Genomic DNA, 20,009 nt, shown 5'->3' with positions numbered 1-20,009 from the left:
TTGAACTTAAAAGCAGATTTGGTAAATTCGGCACTTCCTCCTTGATGTTTTTTCTTAAAGTTAGGATACTTAGTACGACCAGCAAAGAAGTTAGTGAAAGCTGTTTGTAGGTGTCTTAACCCTTGTTGTAAAGGTACACAGCTTACTTCGTTTAAAAAGTCTAATTCTTCTTGCTTTTTCCAATCGGTTAGCATTGAAGAAGTTTGAGCATATCCTACTCTTTCTTGTCTTTCATACCAAGCTTGTGTTCGTTCGTGGAGAGCTTTGTTGTAAACCAATCTTACACAGCCCAAAGTGCGCCGCAATAGCGACTCTTGTTCTGGTGTGGGGTAAAATCGAAACGAATAGGCTTTTTCCATGTCTCACATTTTAGCATATATTTCGTAAATGTGCTAATATTTAACAGTAAAGCCGTCGTAGAACGACGGGGTTTCAGACCCAAAATTTTCGATGAGAATTGCTGTAGTATGATTTGTGAGCAGCCAGTCGCGGGTTCAAATCCCATCACCAGCTTTCAACAACTTTTGATTCAAGACCTAATTTAGCGGCGTGATTGCTCTAAAATAAGGTTATCGCTTGCTCAGTATATAGCAATGACCTTAATCGCTGTCATCGATTATGACATGGGAAATCTGCACTCTGCCTGTAAAGGACTGGAAACCGTGGGTGCAGTGCCGAAAATTACCGATTCTCCCCTCGATCTGGAAAAAGCTGACGCTATTGTCTTACCCGGAGTCGGTTCTTTTGATCCTGCTGTCCGGCAAATTCGCAGCCGTCATCTAGAAAAACCGCTCAAAGTTGCGATCGCTAATGGTAAACCCTTTCTCGGTATCTGTCTCGGTTTACAAATTCTCTTTGACTCATCAGAGGAAGGTCAAGAGGCGGGTTTAGGGATTATTCCGGGGACAGTGCGCCGTTTTCGCTCGGAACCTGGCATTACCATTCCCCACATGGGTTGGAATCAGTTAGACTTCACCCAGCCGGATCATGCTCTTTGGCAGGGATTACCCCCGCATCCTCACGTCTATTTTGTCCATTCCTATTATGTTGATCCCCTTGATAGTTATCTAACTGCCGCCACCGTCACCCACGGCAGTCAAACGGTGACGGCAGCGATCGCTCGTAATCGTTTGGTAGCGGTGCAGTTTCACCCGGAAAAATCCTCGACTAATGGCTTAAAAATTCTGGCTAACTTTGTTGAACAGGTGCAAAAATTAGCTTTAGTCTCCTAAATAAGCCTTTAAAACCCGCTCGTTTTTTTGGATTTCGCTGGGAATACCATCGGCTAAATTTGTCCCTTCTGCTAATACCCAAACGTGGTGACAAAGGGACATAATCACATCCATATTATGCTCGATAATTAAAAAGGTAATTCCCTGACGATTCCATTCGATAATATGGTCGCTGATTTGAGCGATTAAAGTGGGATTAACTCCGGCGGCTGGTTCATCTAATAAAATTAATTTTGGCTTGGTCATTAGCACTCGGCCAATCTCTAATAATTTACGCTGTCCTCCCGATAAAGCTCCCGCATAATCCTGCGCTTTCTCCCCTAGACCAATCGAATCTAATATGTCCAAAGCTTTGGCACGATTTTCCTGTTCCTGTTGGCGAATTTTTGCCCCCTGAAACCAGACTTTGAGAAAATTTTCTCCCGTTTGCCCCGGACTAGCTAAGAGCATATTTTCTAACACCGTTAATCGGGATAATACCCTTGCTACTTGAAAAGTTCTCACACATCCTTTCAGGGCAATTTGATAGGGAGGCAGCTGATGAATGGGCTGACCATCAAGAAAAACTTCTCCTTTATCTGGGCGAATAAAATTAGATAAAAGGTTAAAAAGTGTGGTTTTGCCGGCCCCATTTGGACCGATTAACCCGGTGATGCTGCCCTGCGGCACATCCAAATAAGCATTATTGACGGCGCGAATGCCCCCAAAACTTTTCGATAATCCTTTGGCAGAAAGTAACATAATTGATCAGATAAACATCAGTTATCAGTAAACATTAAACAGTAATCAGTGAAAAGACAGTAAGTAGTCGTGGGAAATAAATTTCTTAGTTGAGACAGGCAATAGGCACTCTTGCAATAGGCAATAGGGTTATTTAAATGTGTAATTAATTTTGCTTAAGTCCTTAGAAAAATGATATTTAATACTGCTCACTTAATATTCAAATCTAATCACTGATAACTGATAACTGATAACTGATAACTGATAACTGATAACTGATAACTGATAACTGATAACTGATAACTGATAACTGATAACTGATAACTGATAACTGATAACTGAAATTATTTTCCCAAAGTTAACTCCTCTTTTTTGCCGAGGATACCCTGGGGTCGCCAGATCATTAAAACCATGAGCAGCAGACCGATAATCATAATCCGTAAAGCCCCTAATTGGCTATCATTAAAAATATCTAATTGGGGTAGAATAAAGCGAGTCAGGGAATCGTAAGCCCAGAAAATTACTGCTCCTAGTAAGGTGCCGGCATTGCTACCAGAGCCACCGAGAATAATAATAATCCAAGCGTTAAAAGTCAATAATGGTTCAAAATTAGTCGGGTAAATAGTGGTTAATTGCCATGCTAAAAAAGCCCCAGCTAAACCAGCGATCGCACCGCCCAACATCAAAGATTGTAACTTATACCAAAAGACATTTTTTCCTAAAGCCCGGGGAATTTCTTCATCTTCCCGGATAGCTTTGAGGATGCGTCCCCAAGGCGATCGCAAAAGTAATTCTAAACCAGTATAAACGAGAGCGAGGAGGACTAAAACTACCACCATCAGCCCGGCTTTGTAATTATAGTCATTCAAGGCAATTACACCGTTTATATACAGAAAAAGCAGGATTATCGCCCCTAACGCCCCCCAAAAGATTAAAGCTCTCTTTTGCGTCGGTTGATAGCTTTTGCCGCTAATTTGCCCAGCTTCGCGCCATTGTCGTTGCAGATTGCGCCCCAATTGCCAGAGAGCAAAGATAGCAAGCAGGGTAAACAGGGCAATAATTAACAATTTGACGGGAAAACTGGCATTTATATCCAAAGGTAGGGGATAACGTTGTAGTCCGAAACTGCCTTTCGTTAACCAATCCTCGTTAAGCACCAGCAAACGAATTAACTCAGACACCCCGATGGTGACAATTGCTAGATAATCGGCTCTTAATCTCAGGGTGGAAAAACCGATGGCCAATCCCAACAATGCCCCTAGGATCGCCCCGACAATGGCGGCAAAAATCATCGGTACACCCTGTAAAGTTAATAAAACCGTTGCATAAGCCCCTAAAGTGGCAAAAGCAACGTGACCAAAGTTAATTAAGCCAGTAAATCCCCATTGTAGATTTAAACCGAGGGCAAAAATCGCATAAATACCCGCCCAAATTGTCAGGGAAACCAAATAATCTGTCATGTGATGGCAATTATCTTAATAGTGAGGTACAAAGTTTTCGGTTTCGGGAGTCAGGAGCCAGAAGTCAGGAGTCAGGAATCAGGAGACGATGCCCAATCCAGTTATACTTCATACTTATGAGAAACGCTATAACTAGGGTCTGCTGAAAAAGTTTTTCGGTGGGGGTTGGGGGTTGGGGTGTGGGGTGTGGGGTTTTACCCATTTTCAGGTGGTCAATTACCTAATTTTCAGGGAAAAAGTCCCTGAATTTTCCCCCCAATCACTCCAAGGGGCGGCACTTTTTGAGGGAAAAAAAGTCTAAAAACCTTGTTGGATAAGGTTTTTAGATTTATTCAGCAAACCCTAACTAAAAAATGATCTTCAAAGTAAAAAGTAAAAAAGGGGTTGGGGGAGTGGGGGAGCAGGGAGCGGGGGAGCAGGGAGCGCCGGAGATGGGGCGAAAAAAGCTGAAAAATCACATCTGATCACTGATTACTGATTACTGATTACTGAAAAGACTGATTGCTAACTGCTAGTATAATATCAGTTACAACGGCCTCTGTAGCTTGATGGACAATTGTGACGAGCGGAGGGTGCTAGGCTATCAATACTGAAAAAACCTTGTCATGTTAATTTCTATGCCTCTTTTGATTCTAATTGCCGATGATGACCCCGGTATCCGCTTAGCGGTCAAAGACTATTTAGAATTAGCAGGTTATAGTGTGGTGGCGGCGAGTAATGGTTTGGAAGCTTTGAATTTATTGGATACCTATCATCCCCATCTTTTGGTATCGGATATCAAAATGCCCCGTTTAGACGGTTATTCTTTGGTGACTAAGGTGCGGCAACAGCCAGAATTTAGGTTATTACCAGTAATTTTTTTAACCGAAAGAGGGTCAACAGAGGAAAGAATCCGCGGTTATCAAGTGGGTTGTGATATCTATCTTCCTAAACCTTTTGAGATGGAGGAATTAAAAGCAGTTATTCGCAATCTTTTAGAGCGATCGCAAATGGTGCAAAGTGAACGTCAATATCAGAAATTAAAACCGGAAGAAAGCCCCAAAACTACGGCTGTTTTAACTTCTTCTTTACAGGACGATTTTAAGTTAACCAATCGCGAGCGGGAAGTGTTAGAACATTTAGCCCGGGGACTTTCTAATAGTGAAATTGGGCAAAAACTGCATCTTAGTTCTCGCACGATCGAGAAATATGTTAGTAGTTTACTCAGGAAAACAACTACTAACAATCGCGCCGAATTAGTTCGTTTTTCCCTCGAACATAGATTAATCGATTAGCTGAAAGAAAAAACTTAAATTTTGCTTTTTACGTCCTCCAAAAGACTGCCACAGGAGTCTAAAAGTAGCTCGATTACGCGGTCAAAACCTTCACGACCACCGTAGTAGGGATCGGGAACTTCTTTTTCTGGGTGATAACGGGCATAGTCACACATTAACTTGACCTTTTCTTGATATTTTACTGTGAAATCTAGGGATAAAATATCTTGATAATTGGCTTTATCCATGGCTAAGATTAGATCAAAATTCTCGAAATCCTCGCGGGTAAATTGTCTAGCTGTCCCTTGCAGAGGAATACCGCGTTTTTTGGCCGCCGTATTCATGCGAGAATCAGGAGGAGAACCGATATGATAACCGGCAGTCCCCGCAGAATCACAGAGGATTTTATTGCTTAATCCTTCTTGTTCAATCAGATAATTCATGATGTTCTCGGCAGCGGGAGAACGACAGATATTTCCTAAACAGACGAAGAGTAGTTTATAGGGCATAAATTGACCGGTAGAATCATCACTAAATTGCCAATTATAGGGCATTTTTAACATCCCGATAAAGATTTATCCTCAAAAAACTCCTCGCTGTCCATTAACCTAATTTTGGCTAATCCCAAGCTTTCTAAATAATCCTGCCACCCCTGGGGGGTATCTTCGATCGCTAATAATCCTAATACCCTAGCTACGTCTGCTACCCAGGGTAGGGTGTGAATTCTATAACCCTGCCAGTTTACCTCTAAGGATAACCAAGCGGGAATCTCTTGGGGGTTAAATTGTTGGGAGGCAAGATAATCAGCTTGAAAGCAGTAAATCCGAGGTGGTTTTTGACTCTCTAACAAGGTTAAACACTCCTTCTAATCTGGACATTAATCTCTTTGTTCGTATTTTAGGGGAACCTCAGCATAATTTCTGTTAAATATGAACTTCTCTTGTCAAGAAATAGTTAAAAAACAACTGATAACTAGGCTGAGTTTCCCCTTACCCCTAATTCTCCCCTAAGCGAGGACGAATAATTAAATAAATTGCTGGACCGATTAGAGGCAATAGGGAAATTACCGGCAACAGCAAAGGATTTTTTAATCCCCGTCGGGTTAGATCATCTTGCAGCAAAATTGGACATAATAGGGTTAAAAGACAGAAATCTAAACTCATAACATGAATAAAACGGCTAGTTTGCCACTGATGCCAAAAATCAGACCAATTGCCGTTAATTAATCCGTAAGCGATTAAAATTGCCGCAGTAATTAGGGCAATTACTCCCAACCAAGGTGAGTCTAAAAGTTTAATGACCAGATTTTTTTTACCGGTAAAATTGCTGTTGGGTTGACGGAGAGTTAGATAGGGTAAAATAGCGAAAGCACCCACAGCAAAGGAGGCAAAAGCAAAGGGCCAAGCGATGATTTTTTGGTCACGACCATCGATAATTAAAAGGCTAGTGTAGATAAGTGGCCAAACTCCCATCAGGTTAAAAAGAGCGATAATTAACGGGTTGATATCTTGCCATTTGCCAGTGGAAAGATTGATAATTAAATTTATTGTATCTGGTTGATCGGGTGGTGCTAGTAAAAAAGCGTATAATCCGAAGCACAACCAAAGTAAACCAAGAATAATTTTTGTTAACATGGCAGTAGATAATTAGGTTAATTTAGTAATCGGGTTTTCAGCACATATTTTAGTACAAAAGTGATCAAAAGATCAAGCAAGATTACCTGATCAATGATCACTAAGTAGGCAGGCATTAAAAATTATCAGACACCCCCCTTATCAAGGGGGGATTAAGGGGATATCCCCCCGCCTATCGGCACCCCCCTTATCAAGGGGGGCAGGGGGGATCGAACCTAAAATCCATTTTTAATTTAATTATAACCAGCTACTTAATTTTTAGGGAAGACGACGAGGATTCATAGTTTCTACTGGGGGAATTTCTGTACTTTTAGAGTTGAGTAAGCGAGTTTGTTCAAGGATAGTTTCTAAGTCTTCATCCGAGAATTCTTGTACATAGTTTAATTTGACTTCTTCTAGGAAGATAATTAATAACATCTCGATTCTTTCTAAACTGTGACGGGATTGTAATTCCCCAGCGAGAGATTGCCCGAAACGCTGGACTAATTGCTGAACTAAACGCTCAAAAACTTCGTCTTCCTGGGTAATCTTTTCCGCTATGTTAACAAAAGATTGATACAATTGACTAGATAGACGATTGCTCAAGTCAGTTTTTAAACCTTTCATGCCGGGTAATCGCAATAAGCTTTGATAAGCGGGAGTTTGACTGAGAATTTTCTCGATATTGTATTTAATTAAAGCTTCCGCTTCTGGTTTAACTTGCGGTAAAACCTTGTCAACAGTACTATTAACTACTAACCGAAAAATTTCGATAACTTCATTAGTATCATTGAGATTATTATAGCCGCCATTGAGAGAGCTATCAAGAAATTTCTCCACTTGTCCCCGTCGAATATATTCCTGAATTTTATTAATGATTCTCAGGACAATTATCTCAGTAACATCTTTAGAAATTAGCGCAACTAGGCCTTTAACTGCCTGTTCTTTAATCAGTCTTAAGTTAATAATTTTAACTTGATCTAGGCGAATAACGGTAGGAATAAATCGCAACCATCTCCAGATAGGAATAAACAGAAAAATATCGTACCATCGCCATAACATAGCCTCGCGCCAACGCAGACCTTTATGAGTGCGAGCAATCCACCAAGTTCTCAGCATAAATTCCCAGAAAAAGATGGTACCAAATAAAAAATCGATCGCCTCAAAGTTATCTATCGGTCTTCCATCTTCTCCTAGGGGACGAAAATAATTAGTTTCTATTAAAGGTTGAATTTCTTGATTGAAAAAATCCAACTCTTTTTCCCAGTCATTTTGACTGAGATAATCCCAAGTCCAAAACTTCTGAAAGGCTGCTTTTGCGGAAACATTTTCTGTTTTAAAAACCCGCAAGCGCATTTTATTTTTAATCTTCTCTAAGGTCCCAGTTTTCTCCGCCGAGGCAAAGGGATTATTATCGACCATATTGACACTTTTTTGGCGTAAATTGTCTAAAATCTTCTCGATCTCTTGGCGATATTCTTGCAGATTAAACTCTGGGTTAAAAAGCTTTTGATTAATTAGTTCATTAAGTTTATTAACCGTATCTAAATATTCACTGGTACTGCGATAGGGTTTAATCCCTTTCACCACATCATACTTAGCGATTCCTTTAACAAAGGGAATTTCTAGGGGTTTATCGGGAGGTATTTGTAATTCTTGAAAGGCAATCGGTCCGAGTTTTATTGGTTCATTAAATCTTAATAAAGTTATTTGCAAGCGTCCCTGTAACCAAAAATCTCGCAGGGGAACATAGGTTAAATCGAAAATAACCAGAATATAATTACATAACACCAATAGGGCCATGCAAGTCTCAAAGAGATTGCGCGGGGAAAAACGACGGTTTCTGCTCACGGGGGTTTTAGTCAAAGTCATCGGCCTAGAAAGTACACTTTGACTATGGTAAACTGAAAGTGCTGAATTTTTTTTCCTGAAAGGGATAGAAGTAGTTAAAAAAGAGCGGTTAAACTTAGTTCTGCCTCAGCAATTAATAGATGTAGTCTTCTATTCTGTGATAGCATCCTAGCAGATTCAGTTATATTCCAAGTTACGGCGTTTTTCCTGAAGATGAAGCCTCGTAGGTTGGGTTGAGCGAAACAATACGGGGTCGAAAATGGCTCAATTCGATTGAAAAAGCGAAACCCAACCACCCCAAGGGTTATTCTTTGTTGGGTTTCCTTGCGTCAACCCAACCTACAATAATTGCTACTGTTCCCTGGTTCCCTGTCCCCACTAAAGGACTTTTTCAGCAAACCCTACCTAGGATGAAAATAATTATAAATTTCCTTAGCTAATTGTTCCCCAATTCCTGTCACCTGTTGCAATTGTTCTAGGGAAGCTTCGCGAATATAATCCAGAGAATGAAAATGAGCTAATAAATCTTTTTGTCGCTTAAAACCTAACCCCGGTATCTCATCCAGACGGGAACGGCGACTTTTTTGCATTCTTTGTTGTCGATGAAAGCTAACAGCAAAGCGATGCGCTTCATCCCTGACTCGACGCAATAATTGCACTCCGGGTTGTTCCTTATCTGTCTCTAAAGGAGAGGATTCCCCGGGTAAAAAAATCTCCTCTCTCTGTTTAGCTAAACTAACAACTTTTACCTGTTCTAATAAATTCATCTCCCCTAAAACTGTCACCACTGCTGATAATTGTCCTTTTCCCCCATCAATCATGACCAAATCGGGAAAATCATCACTTTCGGCAATATTATCGGGATTTTCGGCATAACGACGGAAACGCCGCCGAATTACTTCTGCTAAACTGGCAAAATCATCGGAATGGCCGATTTTAACCTCGGGATTTTTGATTTTATAGTGACGATAATGTTGATTAGCGGCCACCCCATCGATAAACACCACTGACGACGCGACTGCATTAGAACCCTGAATATGAGAAATATCATAACCCTCGATGCGGTGGGGTAGTGCCGGTAAATCGAGAATTACCGCTAAATCCTGTAAAGACTGCAAATCTCGGTCGGCGCTTCTTTTCGTCTTTTCTAACTCATAAAGAGCGTTTTTCTCGACCATAGCTAATAAATCCGCTTTACTTTGCCGTTGGGGTACAGTTAACTCGACTTTGCGACCTTTTTTTTCCCTTAACCACCCCGCTAACACCTCACCTTCCGGTAATTCGCAGGGTAACAGGATTTCGCTGGGAATTTCCACCCCTTCCACCGATAAATAATGTTCTTCCAGGACTTTTTGCAGGATTTCTCCCTCGTTTGCGGACTGACTATCGGCAAAAAATCCCAAACGTGCCACCAAACGACCAGAACGCACTTGAAATAATTGTATGCAACAATGCTGCTCGTCTTTAGCTAAAGCGATCGCGTCCCGGGATACGGTATCATCGGGTAAAGAGACTTTTTGATCGGTATTAAGAGCCTGTAATCCGCGAATTTGATCCCTAATCGTGGCCGCTTGTTCAAAATCTAGGTTTTCCGACGCTGCGAGCATCTTTGTCGCTAATTTGTCTAATAATTCTCCCGTCCTTCCCTGAAAAATCATCGCCACTTTCTGCAAGGTTTCTCGATAATCTTGGGGACTAATTAATTTTTGACAAACCCCCGGACAACGACCGATATCATAATTTAAACAGGGACGGTCTTTAAAAAGAGGTTGGGGACGTTGACGCAGGGGAAAAGTGTGTTTAATTAGGTGTAAAGTGTGGCGCAGCAGCCTGGTATCGACGTAGGGACCATAATAACGGTCTTTTTGGTTATTTATGCTCCGTTTGCGGGTAATAAAAATGCGCGGGTAGGTTTCCGACCAAGTAATACAAATGTATGGATATTTTTTATCGTCCTTGAGGAGAGTATTAAAATGGGGCTGATGTTGTTTAATTAGATTAGCTTCTAGGGCCAAAGATTCTGCTTCTGTGTCGGTGACGATAAATTCAATTTCTGTCACCTGTCGTACCATCAAAGCAATGCGGGGACTGAGGGGTTGACTGGGACGAAAATAGGAACGGACTCTAGACCGGAGTTTTTTGGATTTACCGATGTAGAGAATTTCGCCATTTTGGTCGCGCAGGAAGTACACTCCCGGTTCGAGGGGAATTTCCCGAAGACGATTTTCTAGGCGATCGAGGTCTTGGATTAGGGTAGAGTTAAGATTATTCTCGAACATCTTTCTATATTAGACAAAAAAATTACGCCAGTGGGTATTAGCTGACGTTTGGCAAGATATTCAGGGCAAATCTTCACAAAAATTAATAGGCTTCCGATTCGATTTGCTTAATCGGGACGAAACATTCTCCGGGGAGAAGAATCGGTTTATTGTTAAAAATCAATTGGCCCCGATGATTGTCGCGGTTAATAGCGACACCGAAAGGACGTTTACTAACTCTGCTATTGAGGGTACAGTAGATGCGATAAATGCGTCTGGCCGCCCGTAAGACAGTAGGATCTAATAAAATTGGGATTTCCATATCGACACGCTGTTGTTCTGTGTTCTGGGATAGGGCTACCATATAAGTCGTCTCCCCACGATTAAATTGACATATTTATTAAATCAATGTTATACGACGATTTCCGATTATGCCACTTTTGTTAGGATTCTAAAACTTTCAGGATGGCCTGGCCCATAGCTTGGCATCCCACTAAGGTCATACCTTCCGAGAAAATATCTCCGGTACGATAACCAAACTCTAAGACTTTTTCTACGGCTTTTTCCAGGGCTGCTGCCGCTAAAGGCTGATTTAGCCCATATTTTAACATCATAGCAGCACTGAGAATCTGGGCGATCGGATTGGCTTTATCTTGGCCGGCGATATCCGGGGCCGAACCGTGGACGGGTTCAAAAACTCCCACTCCAGCAGTCCCTAGACTAGCGGAGGGTAACATTCCGATACTACCGGTTAACATGGCCGCTTCATCGGAGAGAATATCACCGAATAAATTGCCCGTGACGATAGTATCAAATTGTTTGGGGGCCCGGACTAACTGCATGGCTGCGTTATCGACGTAGAGATGGGAAAGTTCCACATCGGGATAATTAGCGGCCATTTTCGTCACCCGGTCGCGCCAAAGTTGGGAAACATCAAGAACATTAGCTTTATCGACGGAACAGAGTTTATGGCCGCGTTTTTGGGCAATTTCAAAGGCTACCTTAGCGATGCGGTCCACCTCCGACTCCGAGTAAACCATGCTATTTAAACCACGTTTTTCTCCCGTTTCTGTCTCAAAAATCCCCTTCGGTTGACCGAAGTAGATACCCCCGGTCAATTCCCGGACCACCATGATATCCACTCCCTCGATAATCTCCCGTTTGAGACTAGAAGCGTCGATTAATTGCGGAAAAATGGTGGCAGGACGCAAATTAGCAAAAAGACCTAAGCCAGATCTTAAGCCTAATAATCCCGTTTCTGGCCTTTGCTGCCGGGGCAAATTATCCCATTTATAACCCCCGATAGCGGCCAAGAGAACAGCATCACTATTTTTACAGGCGCTCAGGGTTGCTTCGGGGAGGGGACTGCCGGTTTCATCAATGGCTGCCCCTCCAATTAAAGCGGTTTGGAAGTCAAACTGGAGGTCAAATTTTTTACCGATGACTTTCAGTATCTCTACGGTGACAGCGAGGATTTCCGGCCCGATGCCATCGCCTGGTAGTAGGGTAATGCGATACTGTTGCGTCATAGTTCTAGAACGGTAAAATAGGTCAGCCTTGTCATTATAGCATAGTTAGGGCGGCTTTTTTCTCCTGAAAATGTCAATCTTTGCCAGAAAAACTGGGAAACTGCCGCCGAATTAGCTAGGGAAATTCTCGATCTTCCGGTATTAATTAAAGGGGCAGTTAATCCCCGATAACTACACTAATTCTACATGGGAATCATCCCCGATCATAAAGCGTAAAGCTTTTGGACGTTGGGGAGCGATTTCTAATTTTGCCCGTCGTCCGATAACACTATCAACTATGCGCTGATGAATGCCAATAATCGTGGCATCTTTGAGAATAACACTGTGTTCTATGTCGGCATCGATTAATTTTACTCCATTAGCCACACTACTATAGGGACCGATAAAACAATTCTCAATGTGACAATTTTCTCCAATAATGACAGGACCGCGAATGGTACTATTAATAATTTTACTACCCTGACCAATTTGTACCCGTCCGATCACCTGACTATTAGCATCAATTTCTCCCTGCAAAGCGATTTCTAGACTGGTATCAAGGATAATCCGATTGGCTTCTAATAAATCATCTTTTTTCCCCGTATCTAACCACCAACCCAGCAGTTTATTCGCTTCTACTGCTTTATTTTGATTGATTAATTCTTGGATAGCGTCGGTAATTTCTAACTCACCCCGGGCCGAAGGTTGAATAGATGCGATCGCTTGATGAATGGTGGGGGCAAAAAAATAAATCCCTACCAAAGCTAAATTTGAGGGGGGGTCTTTCGGTTTTTCGACTAAGTATAAAACTTTGCCGGTTTCATCTACTTTTGCCACCCCAAAAGCACTAGGATTAGATACTTTTCGCAGGAGAATTAAAGCAGCAAGGGACTGTTTTTGGAAAGAGTCTAAAAAGGGCGATAAATCATCCTCGATTAGGTTATCACCCAAGTACATAATAAAGGGGGAATCTGCTAGGAAAGATTGGGCAGTTTTAACCGCGTGAGCTAATCCAGCTGGTTGATCTTGGCGAATATAAGTTATCTTAGCCCCAAACTGTTCACCATTGCCCGTGGTCTGACGAATTTCTTCCCCGGTTTCGGGACTGATAATAATGCCAATATCGGTAATTCCTGCGGCGACAATTGACTCGATTCCATACCATAAAATCGGTTTATTGGCAACGGGAACTAACTGTTTTGCCCCAGTATAAGTTAGGGGACGTAACCTCGTACCTTTACCACCGGATAAAATTAGTGCTTTCATAGTTTTAAAGATTAAATAGTTGGTTGAGCATAGCTTTGAGAGAATCCCGCCAATAGGAAGGAATATAACCCAATTGTTGCGAGATTTTTTGACCGGAAAGAACCGAGTAGGCCGGACGCGCCGCCGGGGTAGGATATTCAGCAGTAGTAATGGGAATTACTCTCTGAATTTTTAAGGGAATACCGCTTATTTTTGCCTCCTCAAAAATCGCTTTAGTTAAATCAAACCAGCTGGCGACACCGCTATTAGTAAAATTATAGATTCCTGCGGGATTATCGGCATTAATTAAAAGGTGAGTAATTGCCGCGGCGATATCTTTTGCCCAAGTGGGACTTCCCACCTGATCAACAACTACTTTTAACTCCTCTCTTTCTTTACCTAATCTCAGCATGGTTTTGACAAAATTACTTTTGCCATAACTGCCGTAAACCCAAGCAGTCCGCAGGATAATTGCCTGAGAATTAACAGTCTTAATCTCCTCTTCTCCCCTTAACTTTGATTGTCCATAAACCCCTAAAGGATTAGTTAGATCGGTTTCTAGATAGGGGGTATTTTTTCGACCATCAAACACATAATCGGTGGAAATATGGAGAAATTTAGCTTTAATTTTCTCGGCAGATTCCGCCATGATTTTCGGGGCTTTAGCATTGATAGAATAGGCTAATTCTGGTTCACTTTCTGCCTTATCTACTGCTGTATAAGCGGCGGCATTAACCAGATAATCGGGGTGAATTTCCCTAATTAACTGGCCGATTTTTTCCGAGTTAGTTAAATCTAGTTCTTCTCGACCGATACTAATAACTTCGCCCAAGGATTGTAAAGTTAATTGTAACTCTTGTCCTACTTGACCTTTAGCACCAATTAGTAAAACTTTTTTCATTGTCTTTAGGGGAAAACTTCCACGGATTTAAAGGGTTGTCCAGCTTGGTCTTTAGGGGAGAGAATTGGGGGGGTCTCTAGAGGCCAGTCAATCCCCAAATCGGCATCATTCCAGGCAATGGTTTTTTCGTATTGGGGATAATAATAATTAGTGGTTTTGTAGAGAAATTCGGCTCGGTCGGAGAGGACTAGAAAACCATGGGCAAAACCTTCGGGAACCCAGAAAATACGTTTATTTTCCGCACTTAAAACACAGCCTACCCATTGCCCAAAAGTGGGAGAACTTTTACGCGCATCCACTGCCACATCAAAAACACTACCGCTCACTACTCGCACCAGTTTACCCTGGGGATTGGGGATTTGATAGTGCAATCCTCGCAGGACATTTTTTAAGGACATAGAGTGATTATCCTGGACAAAAGTGGTATTAACACCAGCTTTTTCTCGAAAATCTTTCTGATTAAAACTCTCCAAGAAAAAACCTCGATCGTCTCCGTAAACTTGCGGTTCAATGATTAAAACATCAGGAATTTCCGTCGGAATAACTTTCATAAAATGGGAGACAATATAACTTTTGCGGGTAGTCTAGCACAAAAGGGTATTTTTTTCTAAATTTTTTTATTAATCTTTCCTCGGTAACTGAATAATGATAAGATGAGCCTAACTTAGTCAGAGCATAAACGACGTGGTACAAGTCTCTACACACACCGCTACTCAATCTATCCCCGTGGAGGGAGAAGCCTTAAAAAACTGGTTACAGACTAGGGCTAATCAGATTATCGCCGGCGATCGACTCAGTCAGCAAGAGGCCTTAGCTTTAACTGCGATCGAAGGTCAGGAAAATATTTTCAGCTTATGTGAGGCTGCCGATCGCATTCGTCAGGCCTGTTGTGGTAATACGGTGGATTTATGTAGCATTATCAACATAAAATCGGGAAGTTGTTCGGAAAATTGTAGTTTTTGTTCCCAATCCGTCCACCATCCCGGTCAAGATTCGCCTATCTACGGTTTAAAAAGTCGCGAGGAAATCGTCAGCCATGCGAAAGCGGCAGCCGACGCGGGGGCCAAACGCTTCTGTTTAGTTAGTCAAGGACGGGGATTAAAGTACAATAGCCCCAAATCGAAGGAATTCGAGGAAATACTGGCCACAGTTCAAGAAATCATCGAAACGGCCAAGATTAAACCCTGTTGCGCTCTGGGAGAATTAACCCTTGCCCAAGCGCAGGCCCTAAAAGAAGCCGGAGTTACCCGTTATAATCACAATCTGGAGGCTGCCGAGAATTTTTATCCTAACGTGGTCTCCACCCACAGTTGGCAGGATCGGGTAGAAACGGTAAAAAACCTGAAAGCGGCGGGAATTCAAGCTTGTACGGGCGGAATTATCGGTATGGGCGAAAGTTGGCAGGACAGGATCGATTTAGCTTTTTCCCTAGCGGAATTAGAGGTGGAATCAGTGCCGATTAACCTATTAAACCCCAGAAGTGGCACCCCTCTAGGTCATTTACCCAAACTGGACCCCTTTACTGCCTTAAAAGCGATCGCTATTTTCCGGTTTATTTTACCCCAACAAATCCTCCGTTATGCCGGGGGACGAGAGGCGGTGATGGGAGAATTGCAAAATCTGGGGCTAAAATCGGGAATTAATGCTATGCTAATTGGGCATTATTTGACCACTCTAGGACAACCCCCCCAACAGGATCAGGCGATGTTGGCTGATCTTAGTTTAATAGGAGGAGAAGCCCCCATCCCCGGTGAATACCAACCCCAACAGGCAACCTAAATCACGTCGAGGACGAGAATCTCCGCCGCGGCGCGCTTCCGTATCAGTTCCCAATGAGTTACTCTGGGCTTTGATTGGTTTGTTGCTGACAATTTTTAGTACATTTGTTCCAGTAAGCCTAGCTAGTTGGTCGGCTACGGGTCTATCCTCGCAAAAACTAGGCATAACTTACCAAATTGGGGCAGTATTGTTAACGGGCTGTCTGGGGGGCAAAAATGCCGGGCTTCTTGCCCAGGTGGCCTATATTTTTCTCGGTTTAACTTGGTTGCCCGTGTTTGCCCAGGGTGGGGGAATGGGTTATCTGAAAGAAGCCAGTTTTGGCTATATTTTAGGCTTTATGCCGGGGGCATGGCTGTGTGGTTGGCTGGCTTTTCGCTGGCGCGCCAAGATAGAAACCCTGGCTTTAAGTGCTTTTGCCGGTTTGTTAGTGATTCATCTGTGCGGTTTATTATATATGCTGGGATTGTCGATTTTTCAGCCCCAAGCCAGTCAAATCACCTTTCCCGATAGTTTGCCCACCCTATTTATGAATTATTCAGTCTGGCCATTTTTAGGGCAGTTAGTAGTAATTTGTGTGGTGGTAATTATTGCCTTTTTCTTCCGTAAATTATTATTTTATTGATGCCACAGCCAATGTTAAAAAAGAATCGCTGGTTTTGGATAGTGGCGGTGATTGGTCTAATTTTAGACCAAGTAACTAAGTATATAACCGTGCAGAGTTTTGAGCAAATTGGTGATACTTTCCCGATTATTCCGGGGGTTTTTCATTTTACCTATGTGATTAATACTGGGGCGGCTTTTAGTGCTTTTCGGGGCGGTGTTGGTTGGCTAAAATGGCTATCCTTATTAGTTAGTTTGGGATTAATGGCTTTTGCTTACTTTGGACCGCATTTAAATCGTTGGGAACAATTGGCCTACGGTTTTATTTTAGCAGGGGCTTTCGGCAATGGTATCGATCGCTTTTTGTTTGGTTATGTGGTGGATTTTCTCGATTTTCGATTGATTAATTTTCCTGTTTTTAATCTGGCTGATGTCTTTATTAATATCGGGATTATTTGCCTATTAATTTCTAACTTTCCCCACAATTTAAGCAAATAAGTATATATTGACTGTTCAAAAAAAATTGGGGATTTAGTATTATATTCCTGGAGTCCTGATCATTTAAATATTTTGGAAATCTAGATAATTCCTGTTGAGTAACAATCATTTTGACCTCTAGAAAAAACTTAATTGAAGCTCATTTACCTAGATAACAATAAGCTATTATTCCTGTTTTTTATCGGTGCTGGGTGGATGCCAACCTCCCCGGCTCCATAATCGACGAACTTTAACGATAAAACCTTCATTATGATTGTCATCATTTAAGTCCAAACGTTCAATAGTTGCCCTAGCGATGGGAGTAAGTCCCACTATTTTTAAAGCATCTGGTGTCCAGATAAAATGTTCTTGCCAATGCTGTTGGCGCGGATTGAATATTTCTACTTCTTGTTCTGTTTTCGGATCAATTGCCTTGATAAAATTGTAGCGATATCTGTTACATCTTTGGCAAGCTAAAGCTAAGTTTGCTAATTCATCTTTACCTCCTAAAGATTTGGGCTGAATGTGATCTACTTCAAATAATGCGGCACTAATTTCTTCTGAAGAATGACAGTATTCACACAGATAGTTGGCTCTTGCTCGGACTTGTAATCGAGTTGTGATAGTAATCATTTAGATTCAGCAACTATTCGCGCATTTAAGAGCGTGAAAATCTCGTTTAACTCTAAAATACCAGCTAATTCTGCGGTCTCTTGAGAATTAAGTTGGGAATTTTTTTCTAGTTCCCGTAGTTCCTCCAATCGACACTGCAATTCCTCGGTGAATTTAAAGAGATAATTTTCCCTTACTGGCGATAGCTTAATTCCTTTTTCAATCCAAGAAGAGGGCTTGACCATCAGTTGAGTTAACATCACTTTCTCCTTACCTTTAATACCTAACTTTAATCCTAACACGATTAGTTATCCTCGATCGGGTGAGCAATGCCCACCCGAAAAACTATGCTTCTGTTTCAGAATTAGAGCGATCAAATTTACTAACTAACTGAGGATTTTCTGACCAAGCATCGATAATACTCATATTACCATTGAGAAAATTCTGTTTAATAGCGCGGCGTTGAATTTTGCCACTGGCAGTTTTAAGAATTGTCCCCGATTTAGCCAAAACAATGGCATGGGTCATAATTTCGTGTTCTTCGGCGATTTCTTGACGGATATCGGCAACTAATTTGGCCGTATCTAATGCCCCGCTGCGACGTTCTAATTCCTGGACAATAACTAACTGTTCCTCACCGTTATCTTCAATGGAAAAAGCCGCGCCATAATCGGGACGAAAAACCTCATTAAGATGCTGTACTGACCATTCTAAATCTTGGGGATAATGATTACTGCCACGGACAATAATTAAATCCTTAATCCGTCCCGTGATATGTAATTCCCCATCGAGAAGAAAACCTAAATCTCCGGTGCGTAAAAACGGTCCTTCTCCTGTATCGGCAAGATAAGCTTGAAAAGTCTCTTTAGTTGCGTCTTCCCGTTGCCAATATCCAGCGGCCATACTGGGGTCACTGGCCCAAATTTCGCCCACTTCATCGGCTGCACAAAGGGTGAAAGTATCGGGATTAACGATAGCTATACGGGTATCACAGACGCGACGACCACAACTGGGGACGTATCTAACTCCAGTGGTTCGATCGGAACCTACAGGGACAATTTTACCGCGTTCGTAGGCGGTTGTATCCAAAGCGGTGATAATTGGGGTGGTTCCCTTGGGTTTATTGGAAATCAAGAGGGTATATTCAGCTAATCCGTAGGCAGGGGCGAAAGTTGACCAAGAAAAGCCGTAATCTGCAAAAGTATCGACAAATTTGGCCATTACCTTCGGATTAATCGGTTCGGCGGCATTTCCCGCGGCCTGCCAACTGCTCAGGTCTAATTCCGCTAAATCGGCAGCTTTAATCCTGCGAGTACAAAGATCATAGGCGAAGTTGGGGGCTTGACTATGAGTAACTTTGTACTTAGTAATATTTTTTAACCACTGCATCGGACGCTTAATAAAAGCAAAGGGAGACATGAGATAGCAGGGTGTCCCGTTGTAGAGGGGGACGGTGATACCTTCGACTAACCCGTAATCGTGGAAATAGGGCATCCAAGTTAGGGTAACGCTATCCGGTTCGTAACCACAAGCTTTTTGCAAGTAACCGCAATGGTGCATCAGGTTAAAATGACTTAACATCACCCCTTTGGGGATATTAGTCGAACCGGAGGTATATTGCAGATAAGCAAGCGCCGATTTATCCACCTGGGGATCTTGCCATTGATCCGCGAGGGAAATATCAATACTTTCGGTGGTAATCCATTTCATTTGGTCGAATTCTGGAAATTCTTCCTTCACACCTTCAATAAGAGTCAGAATACTTTCGGTAACTAGGGCAAAGGTGGCATTAGCATCCTTGACAATTGCCCGCAAACGGGGCAAAGTGCGCTTAAGTCGTCCCGATTCCGGTGGGGGGACGGGAATGGCAATCACTCCCGCGTAGAGACAACCACAAAAAGCGGCCACTACTTCTAAACTTTGAGGATACAGTAATAGGGCGCGTTCTCCTTGGGCCTGGTATTTTTGCAAATAGGCCGCAATCGCTCTTGCTTGGCGATCGAGTTCACTGTAGGTTAAAGGTGGGGTTTCTTTTTTACCATCGATAAGAAAAGTGTAGGCATGACCGTCCGGTTGTGTCGTGGCGCGGTAACGTAAGAGTTCTACTAGGGTTGCGGGTTGAATTAGGGTTTCAGTCATCGTTGTTATCGGGCTTATTGGCGCTATTGTATAGAAGTTTTAACATATTTGCCGATGGCGCTAGGATAAAGTGCCGAAGGCGATCGGTCAAGGGTGTAGGATTAAGTTAGGGGCAAAAATCCCCCAGCACCATCTCTAAAGTAGTGAGAAAAAGCTATAATTAATTAACTCTAAAATACCGGGAAAAAGTCATGACAGCCCTAGACATTATCCCAGAAGTTACGGCTCTTCGGTAATTGTTATGCAAATAATTAACTTAAAATAAAATTCGATGAGAGTGCCTACGCCTAAAAGTAGCTGAAATCTATACAGGGAGACACTTAAGGCACAAATAGGTTAATACCAAAAGATAGACAATTGA

21 protein-coding genes are annotated in these 20,009 nt (G+C 42.3%); 5 read left to right on the top strand and 16 right to left on the bottom strand.

The features are described 5' to 3' along the window. Positions 1–359: RNA-guided endonuclease InsQ/TnpB family protein (locus tag IM479_RS22170; RefSeq protein ID WP_287699588.1), on the bottom strand; the 359-nt coding region annotated here is incomplete at its 3' end. Between the two features lie 234 nt (positions 360–593). Between IM479_RS22170 and hisH the strand changes: the two genes are divergently transcribed. Next, complete coding sequence (gene hisH, locus IM479_RS22165) at positions 594–1,232, top strand: imidazole glycerol phosphate synthase subunit HisH (protein ID WP_287685444.1); 639 nt, start codon at positions 594–596, stop codon at positions 1,230–1,232. On the opposite strand, the gene IM479_RS22160 is transcribed toward hisH, so the two are convergent. Together IM479_RS22160 and IM479_RS22155 are read right to left on the bottom strand one after the other, a co-directional pair. Further along, entirely contained in the window at positions 1,221–1,973 is a 753-nt protein-coding gene (locus IM479_RS22160; RefSeq protein WP_287673880.1) for an ABC transporter ATP-binding protein, read from the bottom strand. The genes hisH and IM479_RS22160 overlap by 12 nt on opposite strands. Before the next feature lie 323 nt (positions 1,974–2,296). After that, the gene (locus IM479_RS22155; protein ID WP_287685442.1) at positions 2,297–3,412 is read right to left on the bottom strand and encodes a branched-chain amino acid ABC transporter permease; all 1,116 of its coding nucleotides are present in this window, start codon (positions 3,410–3,412) and stop codon (positions 2,297–2,299) included. 617 nt (positions 3,413–4,029) lie between these two features. Here IM479_RS22155 and IM479_RS22150 point away from each other — a divergent pair. Then, positions 4,030–4,686, top strand: coding sequence for a response regulator transcription factor (locus IM479_RS22150; protein ID WP_002767071.1), 657 nt, complete (start codon positions 4,030–4,032; stop codon positions 4,684–4,686). Between the two features lie 14 nt (positions 4,687–4,700). Here IM479_RS22150 and IM479_RS22145 read toward each other — a convergent pair whose 3' ends face one another. The 10 genes from IM479_RS22145 to rfbC form a co-directional block, all read right to left on the bottom strand. Further along, positions 4,701–5,219, bottom strand: a complete 519-nt coding sequence (locus IM479_RS22145; RefSeq protein ID WP_287685663.1) for a low molecular weight protein-tyrosine-phosphatase — start codon at positions 5,217–5,219, stop codon at positions 4,701–4,703. A gap of 2 nt (positions 5,220–5,221) precedes the next feature. Further along, the gene (locus IM479_RS22140; protein WP_002733401.1) at positions 5,222–5,515 is read right to left on the bottom strand and encodes a hypothetical protein; all 294 of its coding nucleotides are present in this window, start codon (positions 5,513–5,515) and stop codon (positions 5,222–5,224) included. A gap of 145 nt (positions 5,516–5,660) precedes the next feature. Further along, a complete protein-coding gene (locus IM479_RS22135) occupies positions 5,661–6,299 on the bottom strand; it encodes a DUF2834 domain-containing protein (protein ID WP_287676467.1) in 639 nt (212 codons plus the stop codon). Between the two features lie 258 nt (positions 6,300–6,557). Then, complete coding sequence (locus tag IM479_RS22130; protein WP_287685662.1) at positions 6,558–8,150, bottom strand: hypothetical protein; 1,593 nt, start codon at positions 8,148–8,150, stop codon at positions 6,558–6,560. A gap of 380 nt (positions 8,151–8,530) precedes the next feature. Beyond that, positions 8,531–10,408 (bottom strand): excinuclease ABC subunit UvrC, encoded by a 1,878-nt coding sequence (gene uvrC / locus IM479_RS22125; protein ID WP_287685660.1) that lies wholly within the window; start codon positions 10,406–10,408, stop codon positions 8,531–8,533. 82 nt (positions 10,409–10,490) lie between these two features. Next, positions 10,491–10,751 carry a hypothetical protein gene (locus tag IM479_RS22120; RefSeq protein WP_286825427.1) on the bottom strand — a complete coding sequence of 87 codons (261 nt, stop codon included), beginning with the start codon at positions 10,749–10,751 and terminating at the stop codon, positions 10,491–10,493. Between the two features lie 79 nt (positions 10,752–10,830). Further along, positions 10,831–11,916, bottom strand: coding sequence for a 3-isopropylmalate dehydrogenase (leuB, locus tag IM479_RS22115; RefSeq protein WP_287078062.1), 1,086 nt, complete (start codon positions 11,914–11,916; stop codon positions 10,831–10,833). A gap of 171 nt (positions 11,917–12,087) precedes the next feature. Then, positions 12,088–13,161, bottom strand: coding sequence for a glucose-1-phosphate thymidylyltransferase (locus IM479_RS22110; RefSeq protein WP_286825429.1), 1,074 nt, complete (start codon positions 13,159–13,161; stop codon positions 12,088–12,090). 4 nt (positions 13,162–13,165) lie between these two features. Further along, positions 13,166–14,041, bottom strand: a complete 876-nt coding sequence (gene rfbD, locus IM479_RS22105; protein WP_287685658.1) for a dTDP-4-dehydrorhamnose reductase — start codon at positions 14,039–14,041, stop codon at positions 13,166–13,168. 5 nt (positions 14,042–14,046) lie between these two features. After that, positions 14,047–14,592, bottom strand: coding sequence for a dTDP-4-dehydrorhamnose 3,5-epimerase (gene rfbC, locus IM479_RS22100; protein ID WP_287685656.1), 546 nt, complete (start codon positions 14,590–14,592; stop codon positions 14,047–14,049). A 133-nt stretch (positions 14,593–14,725) separates the two neighbouring features. On the opposite strand from rfbC, the gene bioB reads away from it, so the two are divergent. The 3 genes from bioB to lspA are packed head-to-tail and all read left to right on the top strand — an operon-like array spanning position 14,726 to position 16,918. Next, positions 14,726–15,820, top strand: coding sequence for a biotin synthase BioB (bioB, locus tag IM479_RS22095; protein ID WP_286825431.1), 1,095 nt, complete (start codon positions 14,726–14,728; stop codon positions 15,818–15,820). Continuing rightward, on the top strand, positions 15,792–16,442 hold the full coding sequence (locus IM479_RS22090) for a biotin transporter BioY (RefSeq protein ID WP_287685655.1): 651 nt from the start codon (positions 15,792–15,794) through the stop codon (positions 16,440–16,442). The genes bioB and IM479_RS22090 overlap by 29 nt, the downstream gene beginning before the upstream one ends. Before the next feature lie 11 nt (positions 16,443–16,453). After that, positions 16,454–16,918 (top strand): signal peptidase II, encoded by a 465-nt coding sequence (lspA, locus tag IM479_RS22085; protein WP_287676724.1) that lies wholly within the window; start codon positions 16,454–16,456, stop codon positions 16,916–16,918. Between the two features lie 165 nt (positions 16,919–17,083). Here the strand turns inward: lspA and IM479_RS22080 are convergent, their stop codons facing one another. Genes IM479_RS22080 through IM479_RS22070 form a run of 3 tightly spaced genes read right to left on the bottom strand, consistent with a single transcriptional unit; the run spans position 17,084 to position 19,648 of the window. Continuing rightward, positions 17,084–17,530 carry an HNH endonuclease gene (locus IM479_RS22080; RefSeq protein WP_287685653.1) on the bottom strand — a complete coding sequence of 149 codons (447 nt, stop codon included), beginning with the start codon at positions 17,528–17,530 and terminating at the stop codon, positions 17,084–17,086. After that, complete coding sequence (locus tag IM479_RS22075; RefSeq protein ID WP_286825434.1) at positions 17,527–17,811, bottom strand: hypothetical protein; 285 nt, start codon at positions 17,809–17,811, stop codon at positions 17,527–17,529. The genes IM479_RS22080 and IM479_RS22075 overlap by 4 nt, the downstream gene beginning before the upstream one ends. Positions 17,812–17,854: 43 nt before the next feature. After that, positions 17,855–19,648 carry a fatty acyl-AMP ligase gene (locus IM479_RS22070; RefSeq protein ID WP_287685651.1) on the bottom strand — a complete coding sequence of 598 codons (1,794 nt, stop codon included), beginning with the start codon at positions 19,646–19,648 and terminating at the stop codon, positions 17,855–17,857. Between the last annotated feature and the right edge of the window lie 361 nt (positions 19,649–20,009).

Origin of the sequence: Microcystis sp. M165S2 (genome assembly GCF_020245885.1) — a bacterium.
Taxonomy (GTDB): Bacteria; Cyanobacteriota; Cyanobacteriia; order Cyanobacteriales; family Microcystaceae; genus Microcystis.
The sequence above is the reverse complement of the archived record's forward strand: the minus strand, read 5'-3'. Positions and strand labels throughout refer to the sequence as shown.

Excerpts from the sequence above, each read along its gene's own strand:
- hisH (WP_287685444.1), top strand. The coding sequence starts at position 594 with ATGACCTTAATCGCTGTCATCGATTATGACATGGGAAATCTGCACTCT.
- IM479_RS22160 (WP_287673880.1), bottom strand. The coding sequence starts at position 1,973 with ATGTTACTTTCTGCCAAAGGATTATCGAAAAGTTTTGGGGGCATTCGC.
- IM479_RS22155 (WP_287685442.1), bottom strand. The coding sequence starts at position 3,412 with ATGACAGATTATTTGGTTTCCCTGACAATTTGGGCGGGTATTTATGCG.
- IM479_RS22150 (WP_002767071.1), top strand. The coding sequence starts at position 4,030 with ATGCCTCTTTTGATTCTAATTGCCGATGATGACCCCGGTATCCGCTTA.
- IM479_RS22145 (WP_287685663.1), bottom strand. The coding sequence starts at position 5,219 with ATGCCCTATAATTGGCAATTTAGTGATGATTCTACCGGTCAATTTATG.
- IM479_RS22135 (WP_287676467.1), bottom strand. The coding sequence starts at position 6,299 with ATGTTAACAAAAATTATTCTTGGTTTACTTTGGTTGTGCTTCGGATTA.
- IM479_RS22130 (WP_287685662.1), bottom strand. The coding sequence starts at position 8,150 with ATGACTTTGACTAAAACCCCCGTGAGCAGAAACCGTCGTTTTTCCCCG.
- uvrC (WP_287685660.1), bottom strand. The coding sequence starts at position 10,408 with ATGTTCGAGAATAATCTTAACTCTACCCTAATCCAAGACCTCGATCGC.
- IM479_RS22120 (WP_286825427.1), bottom strand. The coding sequence starts at position 10,751 with ATGGTAGCCCTATCCCAGAACACAGAACAACAGCGTGTCGATATGGAA.
- leuB (WP_287078062.1), bottom strand. The coding sequence starts at position 11,916 with ATGACGCAACAGTATCGCATTACCCTACTACCAGGCGATGGCATCGGG.
- IM479_RS22110 (WP_286825429.1), bottom strand. The coding sequence starts at position 13,161 with ATGAAAGCACTAATTTTATCCGGTGGTAAAGGTACGAGGTTACGTCCC.
- rfbD (WP_287685658.1), bottom strand. The coding sequence starts at position 14,041 with ATGAAAAAAGTTTTACTAATTGGTGCTAAAGGTCAAGTAGGACAAGAG.
- rfbC (WP_287685656.1), bottom strand. The coding sequence starts at position 14,592 with ATGAAAGTTATTCCGACGGAAATTCCTGATGTTTTAATCATTGAACCG.
- lspA (WP_287676724.1), top strand. The coding sequence starts at position 16,454 with ATGTTAAAAAAGAATCGCTGGTTTTGGATAGTGGCGGTGATTGGTCTA.
- IM479_RS22080 (WP_287685653.1), bottom strand. The coding sequence starts at position 17,530 with ATGATTACTATCACAACTCGATTACAAGTCCGAGCAAGAGCCAACTAT.
- IM479_RS22070 (WP_287685651.1), bottom strand. The coding sequence starts at position 19,648 with ATGACTGAAACCCTAATTCAACCCGCAACCCTAGTAGAACTCTTACGT.